Here is a 20,927-nt window from a genome sequence, read left to right on the forward strand (position 1 = left end):
GCTAAAAATCAATATCAGGCCAGAAGATTACCGGGAACAAACCACTCCCGCCGCGAATTGAGTAGATCTTGCGCGCTCATGGCTTTTTTGCCTGCGGGCTGTAGCGATTCCAGATTCAATATGCCATCAGCCGTTGCAACCTGGATGCCGGCTTTTGACGTATCGAGAACTGTGCCAGGAACCGCAGTTGTGGATGATGGAATCACTGACGCTTTCCATACTTTGATCGGCTGCTCGTCAATCACTAGCCAGCTCATCGGCCACGGATTAAATGCGCGAATGCAGCGCTCAAGTTGAGCCGCACTCAGGGACCAATCGATACGCGCTTCTTCTTTGCTCAGTTTTTCTGCATAGGTGACCAGCGCTTCATCCTGCACCTGCGGCTCGGCACGTCCCTGCGCTAACTGCTGCAGCGTGTCGAGTAACCCCTGAGGGCCGAGCTGAGCCAGTTTATCGTACAGCGTAGCACTGGTATCTTCGGCAGTGATAGGACAGGAGAGTTTGTACAGCATATCTCCGGTATCCAGGCCAACGTCCATCTGCATGATGGTAACGCCAGTTTCTGCGTCACCGGCCCATAATGAACGTTGAATAGGAGCGGCACCGCGCCAGCGTGGAAGCAATGAGCCATGAACATTGATACAGCCAAGACGCGGCATTTCCAGTACGGCTTTGGGAAGAATCAACCCATAGGCCACCACAACCATAACATCAGCGTTAAGGTTGGCGACCAGTTGCTGGTTTTCCTGCGCGCGTAATGACACCGGCTGAAACACGGGCAGGTCTTTTTCTTCTGCCAACACTTTAACCGGGCTGGGCATCAGTTTTTTTCCACGGCCAGCCGGGCGGTCGGGCTGGGTGAATACCCCGACTATCTGATGCTCAGAAGACAGCAGCGCGTCAAGATGACGCGCTGCAAAGTCTGGGGTGCCGGCGAAAATAATACGTAGCGATTCTGACACGTTTATCCCTTTCAGCCCGCTTTACGCACGGGCGTTCATGCGATCCAGTTTTTCAACTTTCTGACGAATACGTTGACGTTTCATTGGCGACAGATAATCGATAAACAATTTGCCTACCAGATGATCCATTTCATGCTGGATACAGATTGCCAGCAAGCCGTCAGCCTCCAGCTCAAATGTTTTTCCGTCACGATCCAGCGCGCGGATTTTTACTTTCTCAGCACGAGGAACGAGTGCGCGCTGTTCCGGAATTGACAGGCAGCCTTCTTCGATACCTGTTTCACCGCTTTTTTCCAGCAGTTCCGGGTTAATCAGCACCAGTTGCTCATCGCGATTTTCTGACACATCAATAACGATAATGCGCTGATGAATATCTACCTGGGTTGCAGCCAGGCCAATGCCTTCTTCTGCGTACATTGTTTCAAACATATCATCGACGATACGCTTGATGTCCGCATTCACTTCTTTTACCGGCGTAGCGACTTTGCGAAGACGCTCGTCCGGAATATGTAACACATGCAAAACTGCCATAAATATCCAGAGTCGTGTTCAGGAGTTGGAGAGAATATTACCTCTATTCTAGACAAATCCCCTTCCGATTGACAGCATCGGTGACCAATCGCAAGGATTGCCGGGGCGGCTTGTGGCAGGGAGGAAGGATGACATCCACGGAGATTTGTCTGCGTTTAATGCAGGTTGGCGATTTGTGCGGCGACCGATGGCTAAATACGGCTCAATGGCTGTTGCAGAATCAAGAGTATACGCCAGCTGCATTTCAGCACCTTGGTTTGACCGCCGCGCAGATCCGACGATTTTTTTCGCTCAAGCAGAGTGAACTTGAGCGAACCCTCTCCTGGCTTGCCGCACCGAATCATCATTTAATTCTTGCCAGCGATGAGGCCTACCCCATGTCACTTCGCGCGACGGATGATTACCCTGGCGCGATCTTTGTTAAGGGGACGCTCTCGGTACTAAAAACAAAACAACTGGCGGTTGTCGGAAGTCGGGCGCACTCGTGGTATGGCGAACGCTGGGGGCGGATCTTTTGTGGGATACTTGCTGCCAATGGATTAACGATCACCAGCGGGCTGGCATTAGGGATCGATAGCGTTGCTCATCGTGCTGCTTTGGATGCGAATGGAAAGAGCATTGCTGTTTTGGGAAATGGTTTACATCACATTCATCCACGTCGGCATGCATCGCTCGCTGCACAACTGATCGAGGGAGGTGGAGCCCTGGTATCAGAATTCCCTTTGCAGGCGCCGCCTCTGCCAGGTCACTTTCCCCGCCGCAACAGGATTATTAGTGGGCTTAGCCTGGGGGTGCTCGTCGTCGAAGCTGCCGTGCGCAGCGGTTCCCTGGTCACCGCCCGTGCTGCGCTTGAACAAGGGCGTGAAGTGTTTGCTCTGCCTGGACCAATTGGTAGCCCTGGCAGTGAAGGGCCCCATTGGTTAATCAAGCAGGGGGCAACACCAGTGACGTCGGCAGAAGAGATCCTCGAAAATTTGCAAAACGATCTCAATTGGCTGCCTGAATCACGCGAAAAAACAATTTATTCATCAGATCAAGAAAGCGCGGCATTGCCATTTCCTGAGCTCCTGGCTAACGTAGGAGATGAGGTAACACCTGTTGACGTCGTCGCTGAACGTGCCGGCCAACCTGTGCCAGTTACTGCAGCACAATTGCTCGAACTGGAGTTAGCAGGATGGATCGCAGCTGTACCCGGCGGCTATGTCCGATTGAGGAGGGCAAGCCATGTTCGACGTACTAATGTACTTGTTTGAGACTTACATCCATAACGAAGTTGAAATGCGTGTGGATCAAGACAAACTGGAACGGGATCTTACCGACGCCGGATTTGATCGTGAAGACATCTACAATGCACTTCTGTGGCTGGAAAAGCTGGCTGATTATCAGGAAGGCCTTGTCGAACCGATGCAGCTTGCTTCTGATCCGCTCTCTGTACGTATTTATACTGCGGAAGAGTGCGAAAGGCTGGATGCCAGTTGCCGGGGATTTTTATTATTCCTCGAGCAGATCCAGGTGCTAAACCTCGAAACGCGAGAAATGGTGATTGAACGTGTGCTGGCGCTGGATACGGCAGAGTTCGAATTGGAAGATCTGAAATGGGTCATTCTGATGGTGCTCTTCAATATTCCAGGATGTGAGAATGCATACCAGCAAATGGAAGAATTACTCTTTGAAGTGAATGAAGGTATGCTGCACTAATCATTTTTGCAGCTTCAAGAGTCGTTATGGCCAAATCAGCACTGTTTTCGGTGCGTAACAATGAGCCCTGCCCACAATGCGGGGCTGAACTTGTTATTCGCTCCGGGAAACACGGTCCGTTTCTCGGGTGCTCACATTATCCGGAATGCGATTATGTACGCCCCCTGAAGAGCCTGGCGGACAGACATATCGTTAAAGTTCTGGAAGGACATGTTTGTCCTGAATGCGGCGCCACCATGGTGCTGCGTCAGGGGCGTTTTGGTATGTTTATTGGTTGTAGCCAGTATCCTGAGTGTGAACATACAGAGCTGATTGATAAACCCGACGAAACGGCAATAACCTGCCCGCAATGCCAAAATGGGCACCTGGTGCAGCGCCGTTCCCGATATGGTAAGACCTTCTATTCCTGCGATCGCTATCCAGATTGCCAGTTCGTCATCAATTTCAAACCAGTGGCGGGCGAATGCCCGGTGTGCCACTACCCGCTACTTATAGAAAAGAAAACCGCGCAGGGTGTTAAATGCTTTTGCGCCAGTAAACAATGTGGACAGCCGGTAACGGCGGAACAAACTCGTGAAGAATAACCTGCCAACAGACCCCATCGCTGCGGCGGTAGAGGTTCTGAATAAAGAATACGTCATCGCATATCCAACAGAAGCTGTTTTCGGTGTCGGTTGCGACCCGGACAGCGAAATCGCGGTTCATCGCCTGCTTGAATTGAAACAACGTTCAGTAGAAAAAGGATTGATCCTGATTGCTGCAAGCTTTGAACAACTGAAACCCTATATTGATGACAGCATGCTGACCGACACGCAGCGTCAGACGATTTTTGCCTGCTGGCCCGGCCCGGTGACTTTTGTCTTTCCGGCGAAGTCTACGACGCCTCGCTGGCTGACAGGCCGTTTCGACTCGCTGGCCGTGCGTGTTACCGATCACCCGGATGTTATTGCTCTGTGTGAGGCGTATGGCAAGCCGTTGGTATCGACCAGCGCTAACTTGTCTGGTTTACCGCCTTGCCGAACCGCAAAAGAAGTGGCTGAGCAGTTCGGCGCGGATTTTCCGGTCATTGATGCGCCAACGGGGGGGCGACAAAATCCTTCTGAAATCCGGGATGCTCTAACCGGTGAACTTTTCCGTCAGGGGTAATCATATGGAATCCTATGCAGTTTTTGGTAATCCCATCGCGCATAGCAAATCGCCTTTTATTCATCAGCAGTTCGCTACGCAACTGTGTATTGAGCACCAATATGGCCGTGTGCTTGCGCCGGTGAATGACTTTGTAAATACGATGGAGGCTTTTTTTGCCGGTGGCGGAAAAGGGGCCAATATTACGGTGCCCTTCAAAGAAGAAGCCTTTGCTCGCGCTGATGAACTGACCGAACGTGCGGCGCTTGCAGGAGCGGTCAATACGCTCAAGCGACTCGAGGATGGACGCCTGCTTGGAGACAACACGGATGGAATTGGCCTGCTGAGCGATCTCGAACGTCTGGCATTTATCCGCCCGGGTTTTCGCATTCTGCTGATCGGCGCGGGTGGTGCCGCGCGCGGTGTATTGCTTCCTTTGCTTTCGCTGGGCTGCGCGGTAACCATCACTAATCGTACAGGGTCTCGGGCAGAAGAATTGGCCCGACTCTTCGCCCATACGGGAAGTGTTGATGCGGTAGCCATGGATGATTTGTCCGACCATAAATTCGATCTCATCATTAATGCTACCTCCAGCGGGATTGGTGGGGACATTCCCGCATTGCCAGAAGCCATCATTCATCCTCAGACATATTGCTACGACATGTTTTATCAGAAGGGGAATACGCCATTCCTTACCTGGTGCGAAAAACTGGGTGCGAAGAATTGTGCCGATGGCTTGGGAATGCTGGTGGGGCAAGCGGCCCATGCCGTGCTGTTGTGGCATGGTGTACTGCCTGACGTTGAACCCGTCATTAACACCCTGAAGCTGGAACTGGCGAAATGAATCAGGCTATTCAGTTTCCGGATCGTGAAGAGTGGAACGTCGCAGCACAGGCGGTCTTTTTCCCTGCACTGGTCAACGGCATGCAACTGATCTGTGCAATCAAAGGCGAAGTGCTGGCGCGGCGTTTTGGTAGTGCAGCGCCAGAAGAGCATCTGGCGCTGTTTTGTGAATATCGTTGGGATTTAGAAGAGGAGGCGGAGCAACGTATCCGCCAGCAAGAAGAAGATGATCAGGGCGTTGTCTGGCTGTCCTGATTAATATATTCGTCTTTCCACTTCACATAGTTATTTGCGGAGTATTTCAGTCCTTCTATTTCCGCTTCTTTCAGGGGGCGGATTTGTTTTACCGGGCTTCCCAGATAAAGGTAGCCGCTCTCAAGGCGCTTATTTTGCGGCACCAGGCTGCCAGCTCCGATCATTACGTCATCTTCTATTATGGCGCCATCAAGTAAAATCGATCCCATACCGACCAGAACCCGATTACCAATAGAACAACCGTGCAACATCACTTTATGTCCCACAGTAACATCTTCACCAATAATCAGTGGATCGCCTTCAGGATTAGATGATGATTTATGTGTGACATGCAGAACGCTGCCATCCTGAATATTGCTGCGCGCGCCTATCTCTACATAATTCACATCACCCCGGATCACGACTAATGGCCAGATTCCAACGTCGTCCGCGATTCGGACATCGCCAATGACCACACTCGTGGCATCGACCATGACTCGCTGACCAACGCGAGGGAAAAGATCTTTATATGGACGTAAAGCAGCAGACATAATTACCTCATCAAAAACTGACCCAGATAATGACTTTGATCGGAAGAAAGATCTTCTGCAAGCCATTTGCACATCATTATTTGAGCAGATCGTACGGGATCGCAGCGAAAAGAATGAAAAAACAGCACTTAGAAAAAAAGATCGCAAAAAGACTTGTGCTTAAAATTGGGATCCCTATAATGCGCCTCCGTTGACACGACAACGTGAATCACTTCACGAGATAGTCGAAACAACGAAAGAGAAAAATCCTGAAAATCAGGGTTGACTCTGAAAGAGGAAAGCGTAATATACGCCACCTCGCGACAGAGCGCCAAGGCGCGTCGCAACTGCTCTTTAAAAATTTATCAGACAATCTGTGTGGGCACTCAAAGTGACATGGATTCTTAACGTCTCAGGACGCTAAATGAATACCAAGTCTCACGAGTGAACACGTAATTCATTACGAAGTTTAATTCGGTGAGCATCAAACTTTTAAATTGAAGAGTTTGATCATGGCTCAGATTGAACGCTGGCGGCAGGCCTAACACATGCAAGTCGGACGGTAGCACAGAGGAGCTTGCTCCTTGGGTGACGAGTGGCGGACGGGTGAGTAATGTCTGGGAAACTGCCTGATGGAGGGGGATAACTACTGGAAACGGTAGCTAATACCGCATAATGTCGCAAGACCAAAGAGGGGGACCTTCGGGCCTCTTGCCATCAGATGTGCCCAGATGGGATTAGCTAGTAGGTGGGGTAACGGCTCACCTAGGCGACGATCCCTAGCTGGTCTGAGAGGATGACCAGCCACACTGGAACTGAGACACGGTCCAGACTCCTACGGGAGGCAGCAGTGGGGAATATTGCACAATGGGCGCAAGCCTGATGCAGCCATGCCGCGTGTATGAAGAAGGCCTTCGGGTTGTAAAGTACTTTCAGCGGGGAGGAAGGTGTTGTGGTTAATAACCACAGCAATTGACGTTACCCGCAGAAGAAGCACCGGCTAACTCCGTGCCAGCAGCCGCGGTAATACGGAGGGTGCAAGCGTTAATCGGAATTACTGGGCGTAAAGCGCACGCAGGCGGTCTGTCAAGTCGGATGTGAAATCCCCGGGCTCAACCTGGGAACTGCATTCGAAACTGGCAGGCTGGAGTCTCGTAGAGGGAGGTAGAATTCCAGGTGTAGCGGTGAAATGCGTAGAGATCTGGAGGAATACCGGTGGCGAAGGCGGCCTCCTGGACGAAGACTGACGCTCAGGTGCGAAAGCGTGGGGAGCAAACAGGATTAGATACCCTGGTAGTCCACGCTGTAAACGATGTCGATTTGGAGGTTGTGCCCTTGAGGCGTGGCTTCCGGAGCTAACGCGTTAAATCGACCGCCTGGGGAGTACGGCCGCAAGGTTAAAACTCAAATGAATTGACGGGGGCCCGCACAAGCGGTGGAGCATGTGGTTTAATTCGATGCAACGCGAAGAACCTTACCTGGTCTTGACATCCACAGAAGTTTCCAGAGATGGGGACGTGCCTTCGGGAACTGTGAGACAGGTGCTGCATGGCTGTCGTCAGCTCGTGTTGTGAAATGTTGGGTTAAGTCCCGCAACGAGCGCAACCCTTATCCTTTGTTGCCAGCGGTCCGGCCGGGAACTCAAAGGAGACTGCCAGTGATAAACTGGAGGAAGGTGGGGATGACGTCAAGTCATCATGGCCCTTACGACCAGGGCTACACACGTGCTACAATGGCGCATACAAAGAGAAGCGACCTCGCGAGAGCAAGCGGACCTCATAAAGTGCGTCGTAGTCCGGATTGGAGTCTGCAACTCGACTCCATGAAGTCGGAATCGCTAGTAATCGTGGATCAGAATGCCACGGTGAATACGTTCCCGGGCCTTGTACACACCGCCCGTCACACCATGGGAGTGGGTTGCAAAAGAAGTAGGTAGCTTAACCTTCGGGAGGGCGCTTACCACTTTGTGATTCATGACTGGGGTGAAGTCGTAACAAGGTAACCGTAGGGGAACCTGCGGTTGGATCACCTCCTTACCTTAAAGAACCTGCCTTTGCAGTGCTCACACAGATTGTCTGATGAAAAGAAAGAAGCAAGGCGTCTTGCGATTGAGACTTCAGTGTCCCCTTCGTCTAGAGGCCCAGGACACCGCCCTTTCACGGCGGTAACAGGGGTTCGAATCCCCTAGGGGACGCCACGCGTTAACTGATGAGGTCAAACCTCCAGGGGACGCCACTTGCTGGTTTGTGAGTGAAAGTCACCGGCCGATGTATCTCAAAACTGACTCACGAGTCATGTTTGAGATATTTGCTCTTTAAAAATCTGGATCAAGCTGAAAATTGAAACACAGAACAGTGCGAACTGTTCTGCGAGTCTCTCAAATTTTCACAACTGATGATGGATCGCAAGAAACATCTTCGGGTTGTGAGGTTAAGCGACCAAGCGTACACGGTGGATGCCCTGGCAGTCAGAGGCGATGAAGGACGTGCTAATCTGCGAAAAGCGCCGGTAAGGTGATATGAACCGTTATAACCGGCGATGTCCGAATGGGGAAACCCAGTGTGACTCGTCACACTATCATTAACTGAATCCATAGGTTAATGAGGCGAACCGGGGGAACTGAAACATCTAAGTACCCCGAGGAAAAGAAATCAACCGAGATTCCCCCAGTAGCGGCGAGCGAACGGGGAGGAGCCCAGAGCCAGAATCAGCTTGTGTGTTAGTGGAAGCGTCTGGAAAGTCGCGCGATACAGGGTGACAGCCCCGTACACAAAAATGCACAGGTTGTGAGCTCGATGAGTAGGGCGGGACACGTGGTATCCTGTCTGAATATGGGGGGACCATCCTCCAAGGCTAAATACTCCTGACTGACCGATAGTGAACCAGTACCGTGAGGGAAAGGCGAAAAGAACCCCGGCGAGGGGAGTGAAAAAGAACCTGAAACCGTGTACGTACAAGCAGTGGGAGCACCCTTTGGGGTGTGACTGCGTACCTTTTGTATAATGGGTCAGCGACTTATATTCTGTAGCAAGGTTAACCGAATAGGGGAGCCGAAGGGAAACCGAGTCTTAACTGGGCGTTAAGTTGCAGGGTATAGACCCGAAACCCGGTGATCTAGCCATGGGCAGGTTGAAGGTTGGGTAACACTAACTGGAGGACCGAACCGACTAATGTTGAAAAATTAGCGGATGACTTGTGGCTGGGGGTGAAAGGCCAATCAAACCGGGAGATAGCTGGTTCTCCCCGAAAGCTATTTAGGTAGCGCCTCGTGAATTCATCTCCGGGGGTAGAGCACTGTTTCGGCTAGGGGGCCATCCCGGCTTACCAACCCGATGCAAACTGCGAATACCGGAGAATGTTATCACGGGAGACACACGGCGGGTGCTAACGTCCGTCGTGAAGAGGGAAACAACCCAGACCGCCAGCTAAGGTCCCAAAGTCATGGTTAAGTGGGAAACGATGTGGGAAGGCCCAGACAGCCAGGATGTTGGCTTAGAAGCAGCCATCATTTAAAGAAAGCGTAATAGCTCACTGGTCGAGTCGGCCTGCGCGGAAGATGTAACGGGGCTAAACCATGCACCGAAGCTGCGGCAGCGACACTATGTGTTGTTGGGTAGGGGAGCGTTCTGTAAGCCTGTGAAGGTGTGCTGTGAGGCATGCTGGAGGTATCAGAAGTGCGAATGCTGACATAAGTAACGATAAAGCGGGTGAAAAGCCCGCTCGCCGGAAGACCAAGGGTTCCTGTCCAACGTTAATCGGGGCAGGGTGAGTCGACCCCTAAGGCGAGGCCGAAAGGCGTAGTCGATGGGAAACAGGTTAATATTCCTGTACTTGGTGTTACTGCGAAGGGGGGACGGAGAAGGCTATGTCATCCGGGCGACGGTTGTCCCGGTTTAAGCGTGCAGGTGTGTGCTCCAGGCAAATCCGGAGCGCTTTAACACTGAGGCGTGATGACGAGGCACTACGGTGCTGAAGTGACAAATGCCCTGCTTCCAGGAAAAGCCTCTAAGCATCAGGTAACACGAAATCGTACCCCAAACCGACACAGGTGGTCAGGTAGAGAATACCAAGGCGCTTGAGAGAACTCGGGTGAAGGAACTAGGCAAAATGGTGCCGTAACTTCGGGAGAAGGCACGCTGATATGTAGGTGAAGCGGTTTACCCGTGGAGCTGAAATCAGTCGAAGATACCAGCTGGCTGCAACTGTTTATTAAAAACACAGCACTGTGCAAACACGAAAGTGGACGTATACGGTGTGACGCCTGCCCGGTGCCGGAAGGTTAATTGATGGGGTTATCCGTAAGGAGAAGCTCTTGATCGAAGCCCCGGTAAACGGCGGCCGTAACTATAACGGTCCTAAGGTAGCGAAATTCCTTGTCGGGTAAGTTCCGACCTGCACGAATGGCGTAATGATGGCCAGGCTGTCTCCACCCGAGACTCAGTGAAATTGAACTCGCTGTGAAGATGCAGTGTACCCGCGGCAAGACGGAAAGACCCCGTGAACCTTTACTATAGCTTGACACTGAACATTGAGCCTTGATGTGTAGGATAGGTGGGAGGCTTTGAAGCGTGGACGCCAGTCTGCGTGGAGCCAACCTTGAAATACCACCCTTTAATGTTTGATGTTCTAACGTGGACCCGTAATCCGGGTTGCGGACAGTGTCTGGTGGGTAGTTTGACTGGGGCGGTCTCCTCCTAAAGCGTAACGGAGGAGCACGAAGGTCAGCTAATCCTGGTCGGACATCAGGAGGTTAGTGCAATGGCATAAGCTGGCTTGACTGCGAGCGTGACGGCGCGAGCAGGTGCGAAAGCAGGTCATAGTGATCCGGTGGTTCTGAATGGAAGGGCCATCGCTCAACGGATAAAAGGTACTCCGGGGATAACAGGCTGATACCGCCCAAGAGTTCATATCGACGGCGGTGTTTGGCACCTCGATGTCGGCTCATCACATCCTGGGGCTGAAGTAGGTCCCAAGGGTATGGCTGTTCGCCATTTAAAGTGGTACGCGAGCTGGGTTTAGAACGTCGTGAGACAGTTCGGTCCCTATCTGCCGTGGGCGCTGGAGAATTGAGGGGGGCTGCTCCTAGTACGAGAGGACCGGAGTGGACGCATCACTGGTGTTCGGGTTGTCATGCCAATGGCACTGCCCGGTAGCTAAATGCGGAAGAGATAAGTGCTGAAAGCATCTAAGCACGAAACTTGCCCCGAGATGAGTTCTCCCTGAGACCTTGAGTCTCCTGAAGGAACGTTGAAGACGACGACGTTGATAGGCCGGGTGTGTAAGCGCAGCGATGCGTTGAGCTAACCGGTACTAATGAACCGTGAGGCTTAACCTTACAACGCCGAAGATGTTTTGGCGTGAGAGACGCGACAATCAGCTTGATACAGATAACATCAGGGCGCGTGTGCGGTCTGATAAACAGAATTTGCCTGGCGGCACTAGCGCGGTGGTCCCACCTGACCCCATGTCGAACTCAGAAGTGAAACGCCGTAGCGCCGATGGTAGTGTGGGGTCTCCCCATGCGAGAGTAGGGAATTGCCAGGCATCAAATTTAGCGTGCTGATATGGCTCAGTTGGTAGAGCGCACCCTTGGTAAGGGTGAGGTCCCCAGTTCGACTCTGGGTATCAGCACCAGTTATAACGGTTAAAGTTCGGCACTTAGAAAAGAATTTGCCTGGCGGCAACAGCGCGGTGGTCCCACCTGACCCCATGCCGAACTCAGAAGTGAAACGCCGTAGCGCCGATGGTAGTGTGGGGTCTCCCCATGCGAGAGTAGGGAACTGCCAGGCATCAATTAAAACAAAAGGCCTCGTCGAAAGACGGGGCCTTTTGTTTTGTACCAATCTCAGATTGTTGATGTACAGGCAATAAAAAAGCCACCTGCACAGGTGGCCTTCACTAAAACAGTCTTACAAGTTAATGAATAACCTGCGACAAGAACGAGCGAGTACGTTCTGATTTCGGATTCGCGAAGAATTCTTCAGGTGGCGCCTGCTCAACGATTTCGCCACGATCCATAAAGATCACCCGGTCAGCTACAGTACGGGCAAACCCCATTTCATGCGTCACACACAACATTGTCATGCCTGACTGAGCAAGCCCGATCATGGTGTCCAGTACCTCTTTTACCATCTCTGGATCCAGTGCAGAAGTGGGTTCATCAAACAACATAATCTTCGGCTTCATGCACAGCGAACGGGCGATAGCCACACGCTGCTGCTGCCCACCGGAAATCTGCCCCGGGAACTTATGCGCATGCTCGGCAATACGCACACGCTCCAGGTAGTGCATCGCCAAGGCTTCAGCTTCTTTCTTCGGCATCTTACGTACCCAAATAGGTGCCAGCGTACAGTTTTGCAGTACCGTAAGATGCGGGAATAAATTGAAATGCTGGAACACCATACCGACTTCCTGACGGATCTTCTCAATATTGCGGATATCTTCGTTCAGCTCGATACCATCCACGACAATCCGCCCCTGCTGATGTTCTTCCAGATGGTTAATACACCGGATCGTTGTCGATTTTCCCGAACCTGAAGGGCCGCAAAGCACAATGCGCTCGCCCTGTTTCACATTCAGATTGATATCTCTCAGGACATGGAACTGCCCATACCACTTGTTCACATTTTCGAGCGTAATCATCGCGTCGCCAGATTGCATAATTGTATTACTCATGGGGATCCTCAGTGCGGTGTACGCCCGGTGTTAAAGCGCTTCTCCAGATGCTGGCTATAGCGCGACATGCTAAAACAAAAAATCCAGTAAACTAATGCAGCAAAGACATAGCCTTCAGTCGACATGCCAAGCCATGCAGGATCCACGGTGGCCTGCTGTACACTACTAAACAGATCAAACAGACCGATGATGATCACCAGGCTGGTATCTTTGAACAGCGCAATAATGGTATTCACCAGGCCAGGGATCACCAGCTTCAAGGCCTGCGGTAAGATTACTAAGCCCTGCGTTTTCCAGTAACCCAGCGCCAGTGACTCTGCCGCTTCGTATTGCCCCTTCGGCAGCGCCTGCAAGCCGCCGCGCACCACTTCCGCCACATAAGCCGACTGGAACAGGATCACCCCGACCAGCGCACGGATCAGCTTATCGATGCTGGTTCCTTCGGACATAAACAGCGGCAGCATTACGGAGGACATAAACAGAACGGTGATCAGCGGAACGCCGCGCCAGAACTCAATAAAGACGACGGACAGTACGCGCACAACCGGCATCTTCGAACGACGACCCAACGCCAGCAAAATGCCGAGCGGTAATGCGCCGGCAATCCCCACTGACGCGATAATCAGCGTCAGGGTCAAACCGCCCCACTGACGGGTCTCAACACGATCCAGCCCAAGAAACCCACCGAACATCAGCCACCAGACCACAATCGGATAGACGACGGCCCAACAAGCGATATAGCGGCCACGGTGCGGCAACGCTTTCCAGAACATCGGTGCAATAGAGAGCAGGCCCACAATCAACGCCAGGTTAATACGCCAGCGCTGATCGTGAGGATAAAGACCATACATAAACTGGCCAAAACGCTCATGAATAAACACCCAACAGGCACCCGCTTTCGTGCAATCCGCTCGAGTAGAACCCACCCAGTTTGCCTGGAACAGCGTCCATTCCAACAGTGGTGGGATCAATGTCCACATCAACCACAGACAAAAAAGAGTCAGCAGAGAGTTAGACCAACTGGAAAAGAGATTTTTTCTTACCCATAACACAATACCGTTACTGCCTGCCGGTGTCGGGCGCGTAGCAGGAGACAGAATAGCTTTTGTCATCTTCGTTCCTTAGCGCTCAATCAGTGCAATGCGACGGTTATAGGTGTTCATCAGCAGGGAAATCGACAGGCTGATAAGCAAGTAAACAGACATCGTGATAGCAATCGTTTCAATGGCCTGACCCGTCTGGTTCAGTACTGTACCGGCAAACAACGACACCATATCCGGGTAGCCGATAGCGGCGGCCAGAGAGGAGTTCTTCGCGATATTCAGATACTGGCTGGTCAGCGGCGGAATAATCACACGCAGCGCCTGAGGAATAATGACCTGTCGCAGTGTCACCGGATTCGGCAGCCCCAGCGAGCGAGCCGCTTCGTGTTGCCCATGGGGGACGGACTGGATGCCAGAGCGAATAATCTCGGCGATAAACGCAGAGGTATACACCGACAGCGCAATGGTCAGTGCCGCCAGTTCCGGGATCAGCACCATACCGCCGCTGAAGTTAAACCCGCGCAGTTCCGGTATTTCCCAGTGCAATGCAGCACCAAACACCCAATGCGCCAGCAGCGGCAGGCCAATGATCAGCACCAGCGCCGTTGGCCATGTTCTGCGTAATTGCCCGGTTTTAGTCTGGTGTGCTTTATTGAAGCGGAACAGACCGACAGAGGCGATCAGCGCTATCACAATGACAACAACAAATGCCAGTACACCCTCGCCCATCTGGGGGGAAGGAATATACAACCCACGGTTGCTCAGAAAGACAAGATCCATTGCGCTGACTGCCTGACGGGGGCCCGGCAAATTACGCAGCACCGCAAAGTACCAAAAGAAAATCTGCAACAGCGGCGGAATATTGCGAAAAGTTTCGATATAAATCGTCGATAATTTACGCAGCAGCCAGTTTTCTGAAAGACGCGCAAGACCCAGGAAAAAGCCAAGGAAAGACGCGAAAACAATACACAATGCCGATACCAGCAGCGTATTAAGCAGGCCAACAAGAAACACACGGCCATAGGTATCGCCTTGCTCATAATCGATAAGATGTTGAACAATACCAAAACCGGCGGCGCGGTCGAGGAAGGCAAAGCCGGAGGTGATCCCGCGATTATTCAGGTTAGTAACAGTGTTGTGTATCAAATAGATGGCGATAGCGACGACGGCCACAATCGCAATAATTTGAAACAGCCAGGCGCGAACCGCAGGGTTTGAAAGGGAGATAGCGCCTTTCACGGTTGGGCGGCGATGGGACATAGGGAAAACCTCAGTAACCATGACTCTGGGCTGGGCGCCACGCGAAGTGACGCCCGTTACAGCACTTACAAATTAGCGTACCGGCGGAGCGTACTGGATGCCGCCGTTGTTCCAGAGATTGTTCTGGCCACGTTTGATTTTCAGCGCGCTCTCAGAACCGACGTTACGCTCGAACACCTCAGAGTAGTTACCGACTTTCTTGATGATGTTATAAGCCCATTTATTATCCAGCCTCAGATCCTTGCCGAAGTCGCCCTCTTTGCCCAGCAAGTGCGCCATATCCGGCGTGGCCGGGTTCGCCGCTTTCTCGTCGACGTTCTTCGAGTTGATGCCCATTTCTTCGGCATTCAGCATGGCGAACAGCGTCCAGCGTACGATGGAGAACCAGTCATCATCGCCGCGGCGAACAACCGGGCCCAAAGGTTCTTTAGAGATCACTTCCGGCAGTACGATCCACTCGGCCGGGTTGCTCAATTTAATACGCAATGCGTACAGCTGAGACTGGTCAGACGCCAGCGTATCGCAACGGCCTGATTCCAGTGCTTTTGCCGATTCGTCGGAACGGTCAAACGTGACCGGCGTATATTTCATATTGTTGGATTTGAAATAATCCGCCACGTTCAGCTCGGTGTCGGTGCCAGCCTGAATACAAACGGTTGCGCCATCAAGCTCTTTGGCGCTCTTCAGGCCCGCTTTGTTATGCGTCAGGAAGCCGATACCGTCATAATAGGTGACGCCAGTAAAGGAAAGACCCATACCGCCATCGCGCGAGGAGGTCCAGGTGGTGTTACGTGAGAGCATATCCACTTCGCCGGACTGCAACGCAGTAAAACGCTCTTTTGCGGTCAGCGGGGTGTATTTAACTTTTGTATCGTCACCGAATACGGCGGCGGCAACGCCGCGGCAAACGTCCACGTCGATACCGGTGAATTTACCGCTAGCATCCGCGTAGGAGAAGCCAGGCAGACCGTCGCTGATACCGCATTGTACAAAGCCTTTCTTTTTCACGGCATCCAGCGTTGTGCCCGCGTGCGCCTGGTTTGCAATGGCAAACAGCACGCTGGCGGCGGCCAGGCTGGCGATCATCATCTTTTTCATAATGCATCCTGTGTGGCGAAAATTTATCGTTATATAAGGCGTCCGGGAAACGCCTGAAACCTGTCTGTGGCTATGGCCATACTCTTTAAAGCAAAGGTAGTGCCAGTTTTGCGGACGGCACATTTGAGGGTGCTGAACACGCAATATTGAGAGTGTAGACAGTAAAAAATAAAACTTTTGCCCTGTGCTGGTGCAAAACTATAACCTGCGCCACAAAATGGAGCAAAAAAGGAACATTTGTCACCGGGAATTAACAGACAAGTTTCCAGGGTGAATATAAGCAAAATATTGAATGGCATTGCTTTGTGAAATAAATCACGTCCCGGCGCAAAGGAAATAAAAAAGAGAGGGTTTTACCGGCAGGATGAAAAGGATCTTTTCTTTTATTGCTTCTTTGTGAAGCCAAAAATTTACGCCTGAGGAGAGCGTTGCACCGTTATAAAGCAAAAGCGCGGCGTGCGCCGCGCTTTCGATAGATCATTTCGTTAATGCCACAATACCCAGCGTCAGACCGGCCAGCGCGGCGGCACCACCGGCTATTGCCCCAGCTGTTTCCCAGTTGTCCTGAGTGGTCCCTTTCATGCAGGTATTGGTATGTACCAGGCGGCCTTGATCGTCGTATACCGGCACACAAGGAGAATCGTGAGCGCAGCCAGCCAGAACAGTAGACAGCAACGCAACGGAAATGAGTTTTTTCATGATATTACCTCGAAATAATCACGATCCCCGGTATCAATAATAGCGATACCCCGTCCAGAACCGATGCCATTATTTTACCATTGGCATATTGGCTTGCCCTGTAGTAATAATCTCAAAGTATGTGCAGTGTAAACATCATGGAGATAAAACCGGATAAATGAGTCATCGTGCAGAAAAGATGAACCGGAAATAAACGATATATTCTTTACTGGCGTAACGTCTTGATTAATGACAGGGCAAGTCAGGCATCACGCATCCGCCACCGCGAGAATAATAAAAACAGTTATCCGCTCCGATTAAATAAAAACGCCCTCAGGCATTTTTATTTAACCTGTTCATTTCCCTTAGCGAATATCATCATCGGGATGAGTCCAGGCTTCTTCGGTAATGGATTCGGCGCTTACCGGTTTTCCCAGTAAATAACCTTGCAGTGTATTACAGCCGAGTTCGGTGAGGAACGCGCGTTGCTCTTCCGTTTCCACCCCTTCGGCGACCACTTTCAGATTCAGTGTCTTCGCCAGTGCCACGATGGCGGAGACTATCGTGGCGTCATCGCCTTTGCGGCTGAGCTCACGCACAAATGCGCGATCGATTTTTAGCTCACTGGCCGGCAGGCGTTTCAGATACAGCAGGCTGGAGTAGCCTGTACCGAAATCATCAATAGACGCCTTTACACCCAGTTCAGTCAGTTTTGTCAGCACCCGTACGCTCTCGTCCGGGTTGCTCATCGCGGTGGTTTCCGTCACTTCAAGGATCAGCTTGTCCGCTGGCACATCATGCTTCCTGAGCGTGGTAATGATGGTGTCGATCAGTGAGGATTGCTCAAACTGAAGCGTTGAGAGATTCACCGCAATTGACCATGCCAGACGGCCCTGCTTGCGCCATTCGCTAAGCTGTCGGCAGGCCTCATCTACCACCCAGTTGCCCAATGGGACGATAAGCCCGGTTTTTTCGGCCAAAGGGAGAAACACATCCGGTGTCAGGCGGCCTCTTTGTGGATGATCCCAACGCAGGAGCGCCTCAAAACCAATCACCGGGCCTGAAGGTGCATTGAATTTAGGTTGGTACACCAGACGGAATTCCTGATGTTCAAGCGCAGACCATAAATCATTGAGCAAGTGGAGCTGCGTTTGCGCCAGCGCATTCATTGACGGCTGGAAAAAATGATAGCCATTACGCCCCATATGCTTGGTGTGGTACATCGCTGCGTCGGCGTTGAACATCATCTCACGCTCGCTCTTGCCGTCATGCGGATACAGCGCGATGCCCACGCTCAGCGTGACCATGACATCATAGGGATCGATGTTGAACGGCTTATCAATAACGTGCACCAGGGAATTGGCAAGCGTGGCCGCCTCGTCAGGCGCACTGACTTCTACCAGTAAGACGAATTCATCGCCGCCGATCCGCGCCAGCGTATATTGCCCTTTTAGCTGTTGCGTCAGGCGGTCGGTCACTGCAATCAGAAGCTTATCGCCGACATCGTGGCCCCATGCGTCGTTGACGGTTTTAAAACCATCAAGATCCATAAACATCAGGGCAAAACGGGAGTCTTCGCGTTTGGCTTTCGTAATAGCCTGCTCAAGGCGGTCTTCCAGTAATACGCGGTTAGGTAAACGCGTCAGCGTATCGTGCAGGGCCAGGCGCGCCAGTTCACGATTAGCCGCAGCCAGCGACGTTGCCAGCAACGACGTCCGCGCCTGCAAACGCGCATCGAACATCGACACCAGTAACGTAATGCCCAGCACCGAGAACGCCATCATACTGACCAGAATCGCCAGCCAGTTATTGTTAAAGCCGCTATGCCCCATGACGTGTTGCTGGGGAAATTGCGCAGCCATCATCCCGGTGTAATGCATCCCGGCAATGGCGATCCCCATCAGAATGGCGGCGCCAAAGCGCATCAATGCCACCTGTGCGGCTTCATGACGTAAGCGGAAAGTGAGCCACAACGCGGCAAAAGACGCCGCCAACGCAATCACGACCGACAGGGCGACCCAGTTCATATTCCAGACAATGGCCGGTGAGACCTGCAAGGCAGCCATTCCGGTATAGTGCATCGCGACAATGCCAAGCCCCATCACAATGGAACCGGGAATCAGGCGCTGTAGATGGAGCCGTGGCGTGCTAACCAGCCAGAGTGCGAACAGCGAGGAGCCAATGGCAATGAACATGGATATGACGGTAAGCAGCGGTTTGTAGCGCATGCTCATTGATATGTCCATGGCCAGCATACCGATAAAATGCATCGCCCAGATGCCGATCCCCATTGCGATGCCGCCGCCTGTTAACCAGACCCAGGCTGATGCCCCCGTGCTGGTGGAGACGCGACCGGCCATATTCAGTGCGGTATAGGAGGCCAGGATGGCGACGATAAAAGAAACAACAACAAGGATATAGTCGTATTGGCTAACCAGCATGATGTCATCAACTCATTCACTAAGGGCGTTACGCATTACTGCCGTCGTCGGGCGAAAAGGGCTGAGACATTATCATCGTAAGGGGATGGCTCAAAACGATTTAAACCCCAACGTTAGCCAGGGTGAAAGCGCTATTGTCGCGAGTTTCCGCCACTTACAAGCTTTCGCAGTTCACCAGTTTGAGCGGGTTCACGGAGTCCATATTGCGGCACTTATCAATCTCGGTCGTCAGATACTCAATCCATTGCATGATGACGACATCCAGAATCAGGATCGACAGAGCGAAAGCCACCAGCCACCAATATTTGCGAATCATTCCGTGTTTCCCTATCTTGCAACCATTTGCTGAAAATATACACGAATCCACGACGGTGAAAAGACGAGGAAAGCGGGGTTTTGTGGGGTATTTCGGGCAATAAAAAAGGCGCTTCCCCATGCCGGTTAGCGCCTTTTTATCAATACAACTCACTGATTCAAAATCAGTTCATGCCGTATTTTTTCAGTTTTTTACGCAGCGTGCCGCGGTTGATGCCCATCATCAGCGCCGCGCGGGTCTGATTACCACGGGTGTATTGCATCACCATGTCCAACAGTGGCTGTTCTACTTCAGCCAGTACCAGCTCATACAGGTCATTAACATCCTGACCATTCAGTTGAGCAAAATAGTTCTTCAGTGCCTGTTTTACCGAATCACGGAGCGGTTTTTGGGTTACCTGATCCTGAGAGTTAACGGTAGAAACGGTCAGTACGTCAGAATTTACGCGTTGTTCGAACATAGTTCTGTCAGCTCTTTATTTCTGTTTACGCAAAATTTTCGAAGTATGCCTCCAACGCCTCCAGCTGTTCGCTGGCATCCTCAATGGCGTTGAATGTGCGCCGAAACTGGTCATTCGGAGCGTGCTCCTGGAGATACCAGGAGACGTGTTTACGCGCGATTCGATAACCTTTTGCCTGACCATAAAAGTCATGCAGTTCCCGAACGTGCGCGCAAAGCAAGCGCTTAACCTCTGCCAAAGGCAGCGGGGCCAGCAGCTCCCCAGTGTCCAGATAATGCTGGATTTCCCGAAAGATCCAGGGTCTTCCCTGAGCTGCGCGGCCTATCATCAGGGCATCCGCCCCCGTATAGTCGAGCACAGCTCTGGCTTTAAGCGGGTCAGTAATGTCGCCATTCGCGATAACCGGAATGGAAACTTTCTGCTTAACTGCCCGAATACTGTCGTACTCAGCTTCTCCGTTGAACAAACAGGCGCGAGTGCGTCCATGAATGGTCAGAGCCTGAATGCCACAATCTTCAGCCAGTTGGGCAATTTCTACGCAGTTACGATGTTCCGGAGCCCAGCCAGTGCGAATTTTCAGCGTGACAGGGACATCCACCGCCGCAACCACCGTGGTCAGGATTGACTTCACCAGATCCGGGTATTGCAACAGGGCCGAGCCTGCAAGCTTGCGATTCACCTTTTTGGCCGGACAGCCCATATTGATATCAATAATCTGGGCGCCGCTTTCCACGTTAATACGTGCGGCTTCCGCCATTTCATCCGGGTCGCTGCCGGCAATTTGCACGGTGCGAATACCGGGTTCATCAATGTGCACCATCCGCAGTCGGGATTTGTCGCTTTCCCACACCTGCGGGTTAGACGACATCATCTCGGATACGGTTAAACCGGCTCCCATCTCGTAGCACAACGTCCGGAATGGTCTGTCAGTAATGCCAGCCATCGGCGCTGCGATCAGGCGATTTCTGAGCTGGTGGTGTCCGATGCGCATGAGTTAAGAAATGACCATACTGTGACTGCAAGGCGGCGTATA

The 20,927-nt window shown here is 52.1% G+C and carries 18 protein-coding genes, 2 tRNA genes and 4 rRNA genes; 12 read left to right on the forward strand and 12 right to left on the reverse strand.

The window, feature by feature from the left end:
* Positions 1-14 precede the first annotated feature (14 nt).
* Together fmt and def are read right to left on the reverse strand one after the other, a co-directional pair.
* Positions 15-962 (reverse strand): methionyl-tRNA formyltransferase, encoded by a 948-nt coding sequence (gene fmt / locus N7922_RS02445; RefSeq protein ID WP_263099092.1) that lies wholly within the window; start codon positions 960-962, stop codon positions 15-17.
* A 21-nt stretch (positions 963-983) separates the two neighbouring features.
* A complete protein-coding gene (gene def / locus N7922_RS02450) occupies positions 984-1,493 on the reverse strand; it encodes a peptide deformylase (protein ID WP_061492938.1) in 510 nt (169 codons plus the stop codon).
* 128 nt (positions 1,494-1,621) lie between these two features.
* Here def and dprA point away from each other — a divergent pair, with 128 nt between their 5' ends.
* From dprA to N7922_RS02480, 6 genes are read left to right on the forward strand one after another with little or no spacing between them, the layout of a single operon-like run.
* Positions 1,622-2,746, forward strand: a complete 1,125-nt coding sequence (gene dprA / locus N7922_RS02455) for a DNA-protecting protein DprA (protein WP_263099093.1) — start codon at positions 1,622-1,624, stop codon at positions 2,744-2,746.
* On the forward strand, positions 2,718-3,191 hold the full coding sequence (gene smg / locus N7922_RS02460; RefSeq protein ID WP_263099094.1) for a DUF494 family protein Smg: 474 nt from the start codon (positions 2,718-2,720) through the stop codon (positions 3,189-3,191). Before dprA ends, smg begins: the two co-directional genes overlap by 29 nt.
* Before the next feature lie 26 nt (positions 3,192-3,217).
* A complete protein-coding gene (locus tag N7922_RS02465) occupies positions 3,218-3,775 on the forward strand; it encodes a type I DNA topoisomerase (RefSeq protein WP_263099095.1) in 558 nt (185 codons plus the stop codon).
* Positions 3,765-4,337, forward strand: a complete 573-nt coding sequence (gene tsaC, locus N7922_RS02470) for an L-threonylcarbamoyladenylate synthase type 1 TsaC (RefSeq protein ID WP_263099096.1) — start codon at positions 3,765-3,767, stop codon at positions 4,335-4,337. Before N7922_RS02465 ends, tsaC begins: the two co-directional genes overlap by 11 nt.
* A 4-nt stretch (positions 4,338-4,341) precedes the next feature.
* Positions 4,342-5,160 (forward strand): shikimate dehydrogenase, encoded by an 819-nt coding sequence (gene aroE / locus N7922_RS02475; protein WP_263099097.1) that lies wholly within the window; start codon positions 4,342-4,344, stop codon positions 5,158-5,160.
* A complete protein-coding gene (locus tag N7922_RS02480; protein WP_263099098.1) occupies positions 5,157-5,414 on the forward strand; it encodes a DUF1488 domain-containing protein in 258 nt (85 codons plus the stop codon). The genes aroE and N7922_RS02480 overlap by 4 nt, the downstream gene beginning before the upstream one ends.
* On the opposite strand, the gene N7922_RS02485 is transcribed toward N7922_RS02480, so the two are convergent.
* Complete coding sequence (locus N7922_RS02485) at positions 5,390-5,944, reverse strand: gamma carbonic anhydrase family protein (RefSeq protein ID WP_263099099.1); 555 nt, start codon at positions 5,942-5,944, stop codon at positions 5,390-5,392. The two genes, N7922_RS02480 and N7922_RS02485, sit on opposite strands and share 25 nt — an antisense overlap.
* 473 nt (positions 5,945-6,417) lie before the next feature.
* On the opposite strand from N7922_RS02485, the gene N7922_RS02490 reads away from it, so the two are divergent.
* The 6 genes from N7922_RS02490 to rrf (N7922_RS02515) all read left to right on the forward strand — a co-directional run bounded on the left by N7922_RS02490 (position 6,418) and on the right by rrf (N7922_RS02515) (position 11,712).
* A 16S ribosomal RNA gene (locus N7922_RS02490) occupies positions 6,418-7,959 on the forward strand.
* A gap of 85 nt (positions 7,960-8,044) precedes the next feature.
* Positions 8,045-8,120: transfer RNA gene (locus tag N7922_RS02495), tRNA-Glu, on the forward strand.
* Between the two features lie 231 nt (positions 8,121-8,351).
* Positions 8,352-11,258: ribosomal RNA gene (locus N7922_RS02500) — 23S ribosomal RNA — on the forward strand.
* Positions 11,259-11,351: 93 nt separating this feature from the next.
* A 5S ribosomal RNA gene (gene rrf / locus N7922_RS02505) occupies positions 11,352-11,467 on the forward strand.
* A 14-nt stretch (positions 11,468-11,481) separates the two neighbouring features.
* Positions 11,482-11,557 (forward strand) — tRNA-Thr (locus N7922_RS02510).
* A 39-nt stretch (positions 11,558-11,596) separates the two neighbouring features.
* Positions 11,597-11,712 (forward strand): 5S ribosomal RNA (gene rrf / locus N7922_RS02515).
* Together the 16S, 23S and 5S rRNA genes with 2 tRNA genes alongside form the textbook arrangement of a ribosomal RNA operon.
* A 127-nt stretch (positions 11,713-11,839) precedes the next feature.
* On the opposite strand, the gene N7922_RS02520 is transcribed toward rrf (N7922_RS02515), so the two are convergent.
* The 9 genes from N7922_RS02520 to dusB all read right to left on the reverse strand — a co-directional run bounded on the left by N7922_RS02520 (position 11,840) and on the right by dusB (position 20,885).
* A complete protein-coding gene (locus N7922_RS02520; RefSeq protein WP_263099100.1) occupies positions 11,840-12,598 on the reverse strand; it encodes an amino acid ABC transporter ATP-binding protein in 759 nt (252 codons plus the stop codon).
* 8 nt (positions 12,599-12,606) lie between these two features.
* The gene (locus tag N7922_RS02525; protein ID WP_263099101.1) at positions 12,607-13,710 is read right to left on the reverse strand and encodes an amino acid ABC transporter permease; all 1,104 of its coding nucleotides are present in this window, start codon (positions 13,708-13,710) and stop codon (positions 12,607-12,609) included.
* Positions 13,711-13,719: 9 nt separating this feature from the next.
* Positions 13,720-14,901 (reverse strand): amino acid ABC transporter permease, encoded by a 1,182-nt coding sequence (locus N7922_RS02530; protein WP_263099102.1) that lies wholly within the window; start codon positions 14,899-14,901, stop codon positions 13,720-13,722.
* Between the two features lie 72 nt (positions 14,902-14,973).
* Positions 14,974-15,999, reverse strand: coding sequence for an amino acid ABC transporter substrate-binding protein (locus N7922_RS02535; RefSeq protein ID WP_263099103.1), 1,026 nt, complete (start codon positions 15,997-15,999; stop codon positions 14,974-14,976).
* A 477-nt stretch (positions 16,000-16,476) separates the two neighbouring features.
* Positions 16,477-16,698 (reverse strand): hypothetical protein, encoded by a 222-nt coding sequence (locus N7922_RS02540; protein WP_263099104.1) that lies wholly within the window; start codon positions 16,696-16,698, stop codon positions 16,477-16,479.
* 344 nt (positions 16,699-17,042) lie between these two features.
* Positions 17,043-19,118: a putative bifunctional diguanylate cyclase/phosphodiesterase gene (locus N7922_RS02545; RefSeq protein WP_263099105.1), complete on the reverse strand. Its 2,076-nt coding sequence runs from the start codon at positions 19,116-19,118 to the stop codon at positions 17,043-17,045.
* A 154-nt stretch (positions 19,119-19,272) separates the two neighbouring features.
* Entirely contained in the window at positions 19,273-19,434 is a 162-nt protein-coding gene (locus N7922_RS02550; protein WP_263099106.1) for a DUF2556 family protein, read from the reverse strand.
* Between the two features lie 163 nt (positions 19,435-19,597).
* On the reverse strand, positions 19,598-19,894 hold the full coding sequence (gene fis / locus N7922_RS02555; protein WP_000462905.1) for a DNA-binding transcriptional regulator Fis: 297 nt from the start codon (positions 19,892-19,894) through the stop codon (positions 19,598-19,600).
* 25 nt (positions 19,895-19,919) lie between these two features.
* Positions 19,920-20,885 (reverse strand): tRNA dihydrouridine synthase DusB, encoded by a 966-nt coding sequence (gene dusB, locus N7922_RS02560; protein WP_263099107.1) that lies wholly within the window; start codon positions 20,883-20,885, stop codon positions 19,920-19,922.
* Positions 20,886-20,927 lie beyond the last annotated feature (42 nt).

The sequence above is a fragment of the Kosakonia sp. ML.JS2a genome, assembly GCF_025642095.1.
Classification (GTDB): Bacteria; Pseudomonadota; Gammaproteobacteria; order Enterobacterales; family Enterobacteriaceae.

What these genes read in the sequence shown, in the direction of transcription:
- def (WP_061492938.1), bottom strand. Translation starts at nt 1,493, where the DNA reads ATGGCAGTTTTGCATGTGTTACATATTCCGGACGAGCGTCTTCGCAAA.
- N7922_RS02525 (WP_263099101.1), bottom strand. Translation starts at nt 13,710, where the DNA reads ATGACAAAAGCTATTCTGTCTCCTGCTACGCGCCCGACACCGGCAGGC.
- N7922_RS02520 (WP_263099100.1), bottom strand. Translation starts at nt 12,598, where the DNA reads ATGAGTAATACAATTATGCAATCTGGCGACGCGATGATTACGCTCGAA.
- N7922_RS02465 (WP_263099095.1), top strand. Translation starts at nt 3,218, where the DNA reads ATGGCCAAATCAGCACTGTTTTCGGTGCGTAACAATGAGCCCTGCCCA.
- N7922_RS02480 (WP_263099098.1), top strand. Translation starts at nt 5,157, where the DNA reads ATGAATCAGGCTATTCAGTTTCCGGATCGTGAAGAGTGGAACGTCGCA.
- N7922_RS02550 (WP_263099106.1), bottom strand. Translation starts at nt 19,434, where the DNA reads ATGATTCGCAAATATTGGTGGCTGGTGGCTTTCGCTCTGTCGATCCTG.
- N7922_RS02535 (WP_263099103.1), bottom strand. Translation starts at nt 15,999, where the DNA reads ATGAAAAAGATGATGATCGCCAGCCTGGCCGCCGCCAGCGTGCTGTTT.
- N7922_RS02530 (WP_263099102.1), bottom strand. Translation starts at nt 14,901, where the DNA reads ATGTCCCATCGCCGCCCAACCGTGAAAGGCGCTATCTCCCTTTCAAAC.
- N7922_RS02485 (WP_263099099.1), bottom strand. Translation starts at nt 5,944, where the DNA reads ATGTCTGCTGCTTTACGTCCATATAAAGATCTTTTCCCTCGCGTTGGT.
- fis (WP_000462905.1), bottom strand. Translation starts at nt 19,894, where the DNA reads ATGTTCGAACAACGCGTAAATTCTGACGTACTGACCGTTTCTACCGTT.
- N7922_RS02545 (WP_263099105.1), bottom strand. Translation starts at nt 19,118, where the DNA reads ATGCTGGTTAGCCAATACGACTATATCCTTGTTGTTGTTTCTTTTATC.
- N7922_RS02540 (WP_263099104.1), bottom strand. Translation starts at nt 16,698, where the DNA reads ATGAAAAAACTCATTTCCGTTGCGTTGCTGTCTACTGTTCTGGCTGGC.
- smg (WP_263099094.1), top strand. Translation starts at nt 2,718, where the DNA reads ATGTTCGACGTACTAATGTACTTGTTTGAGACTTACATCCATAACGAA.
- aroE (WP_263099097.1), top strand. Translation starts at nt 4,342, where the DNA reads ATGGAATCCTATGCAGTTTTTGGTAATCCCATCGCGCATAGCAAATCG.
- dusB (WP_263099107.1), bottom strand. Translation starts at nt 20,885, where the DNA reads ATGCGCATCGGACACCACCAGCTCAGAAATCGCCTGATCGCAGCGCCG.
- dprA (WP_263099093.1), top strand. Translation starts at nt 1,622, where the DNA reads ATGACATCCACGGAGATTTGTCTGCGTTTAATGCAGGTTGGCGATTTG.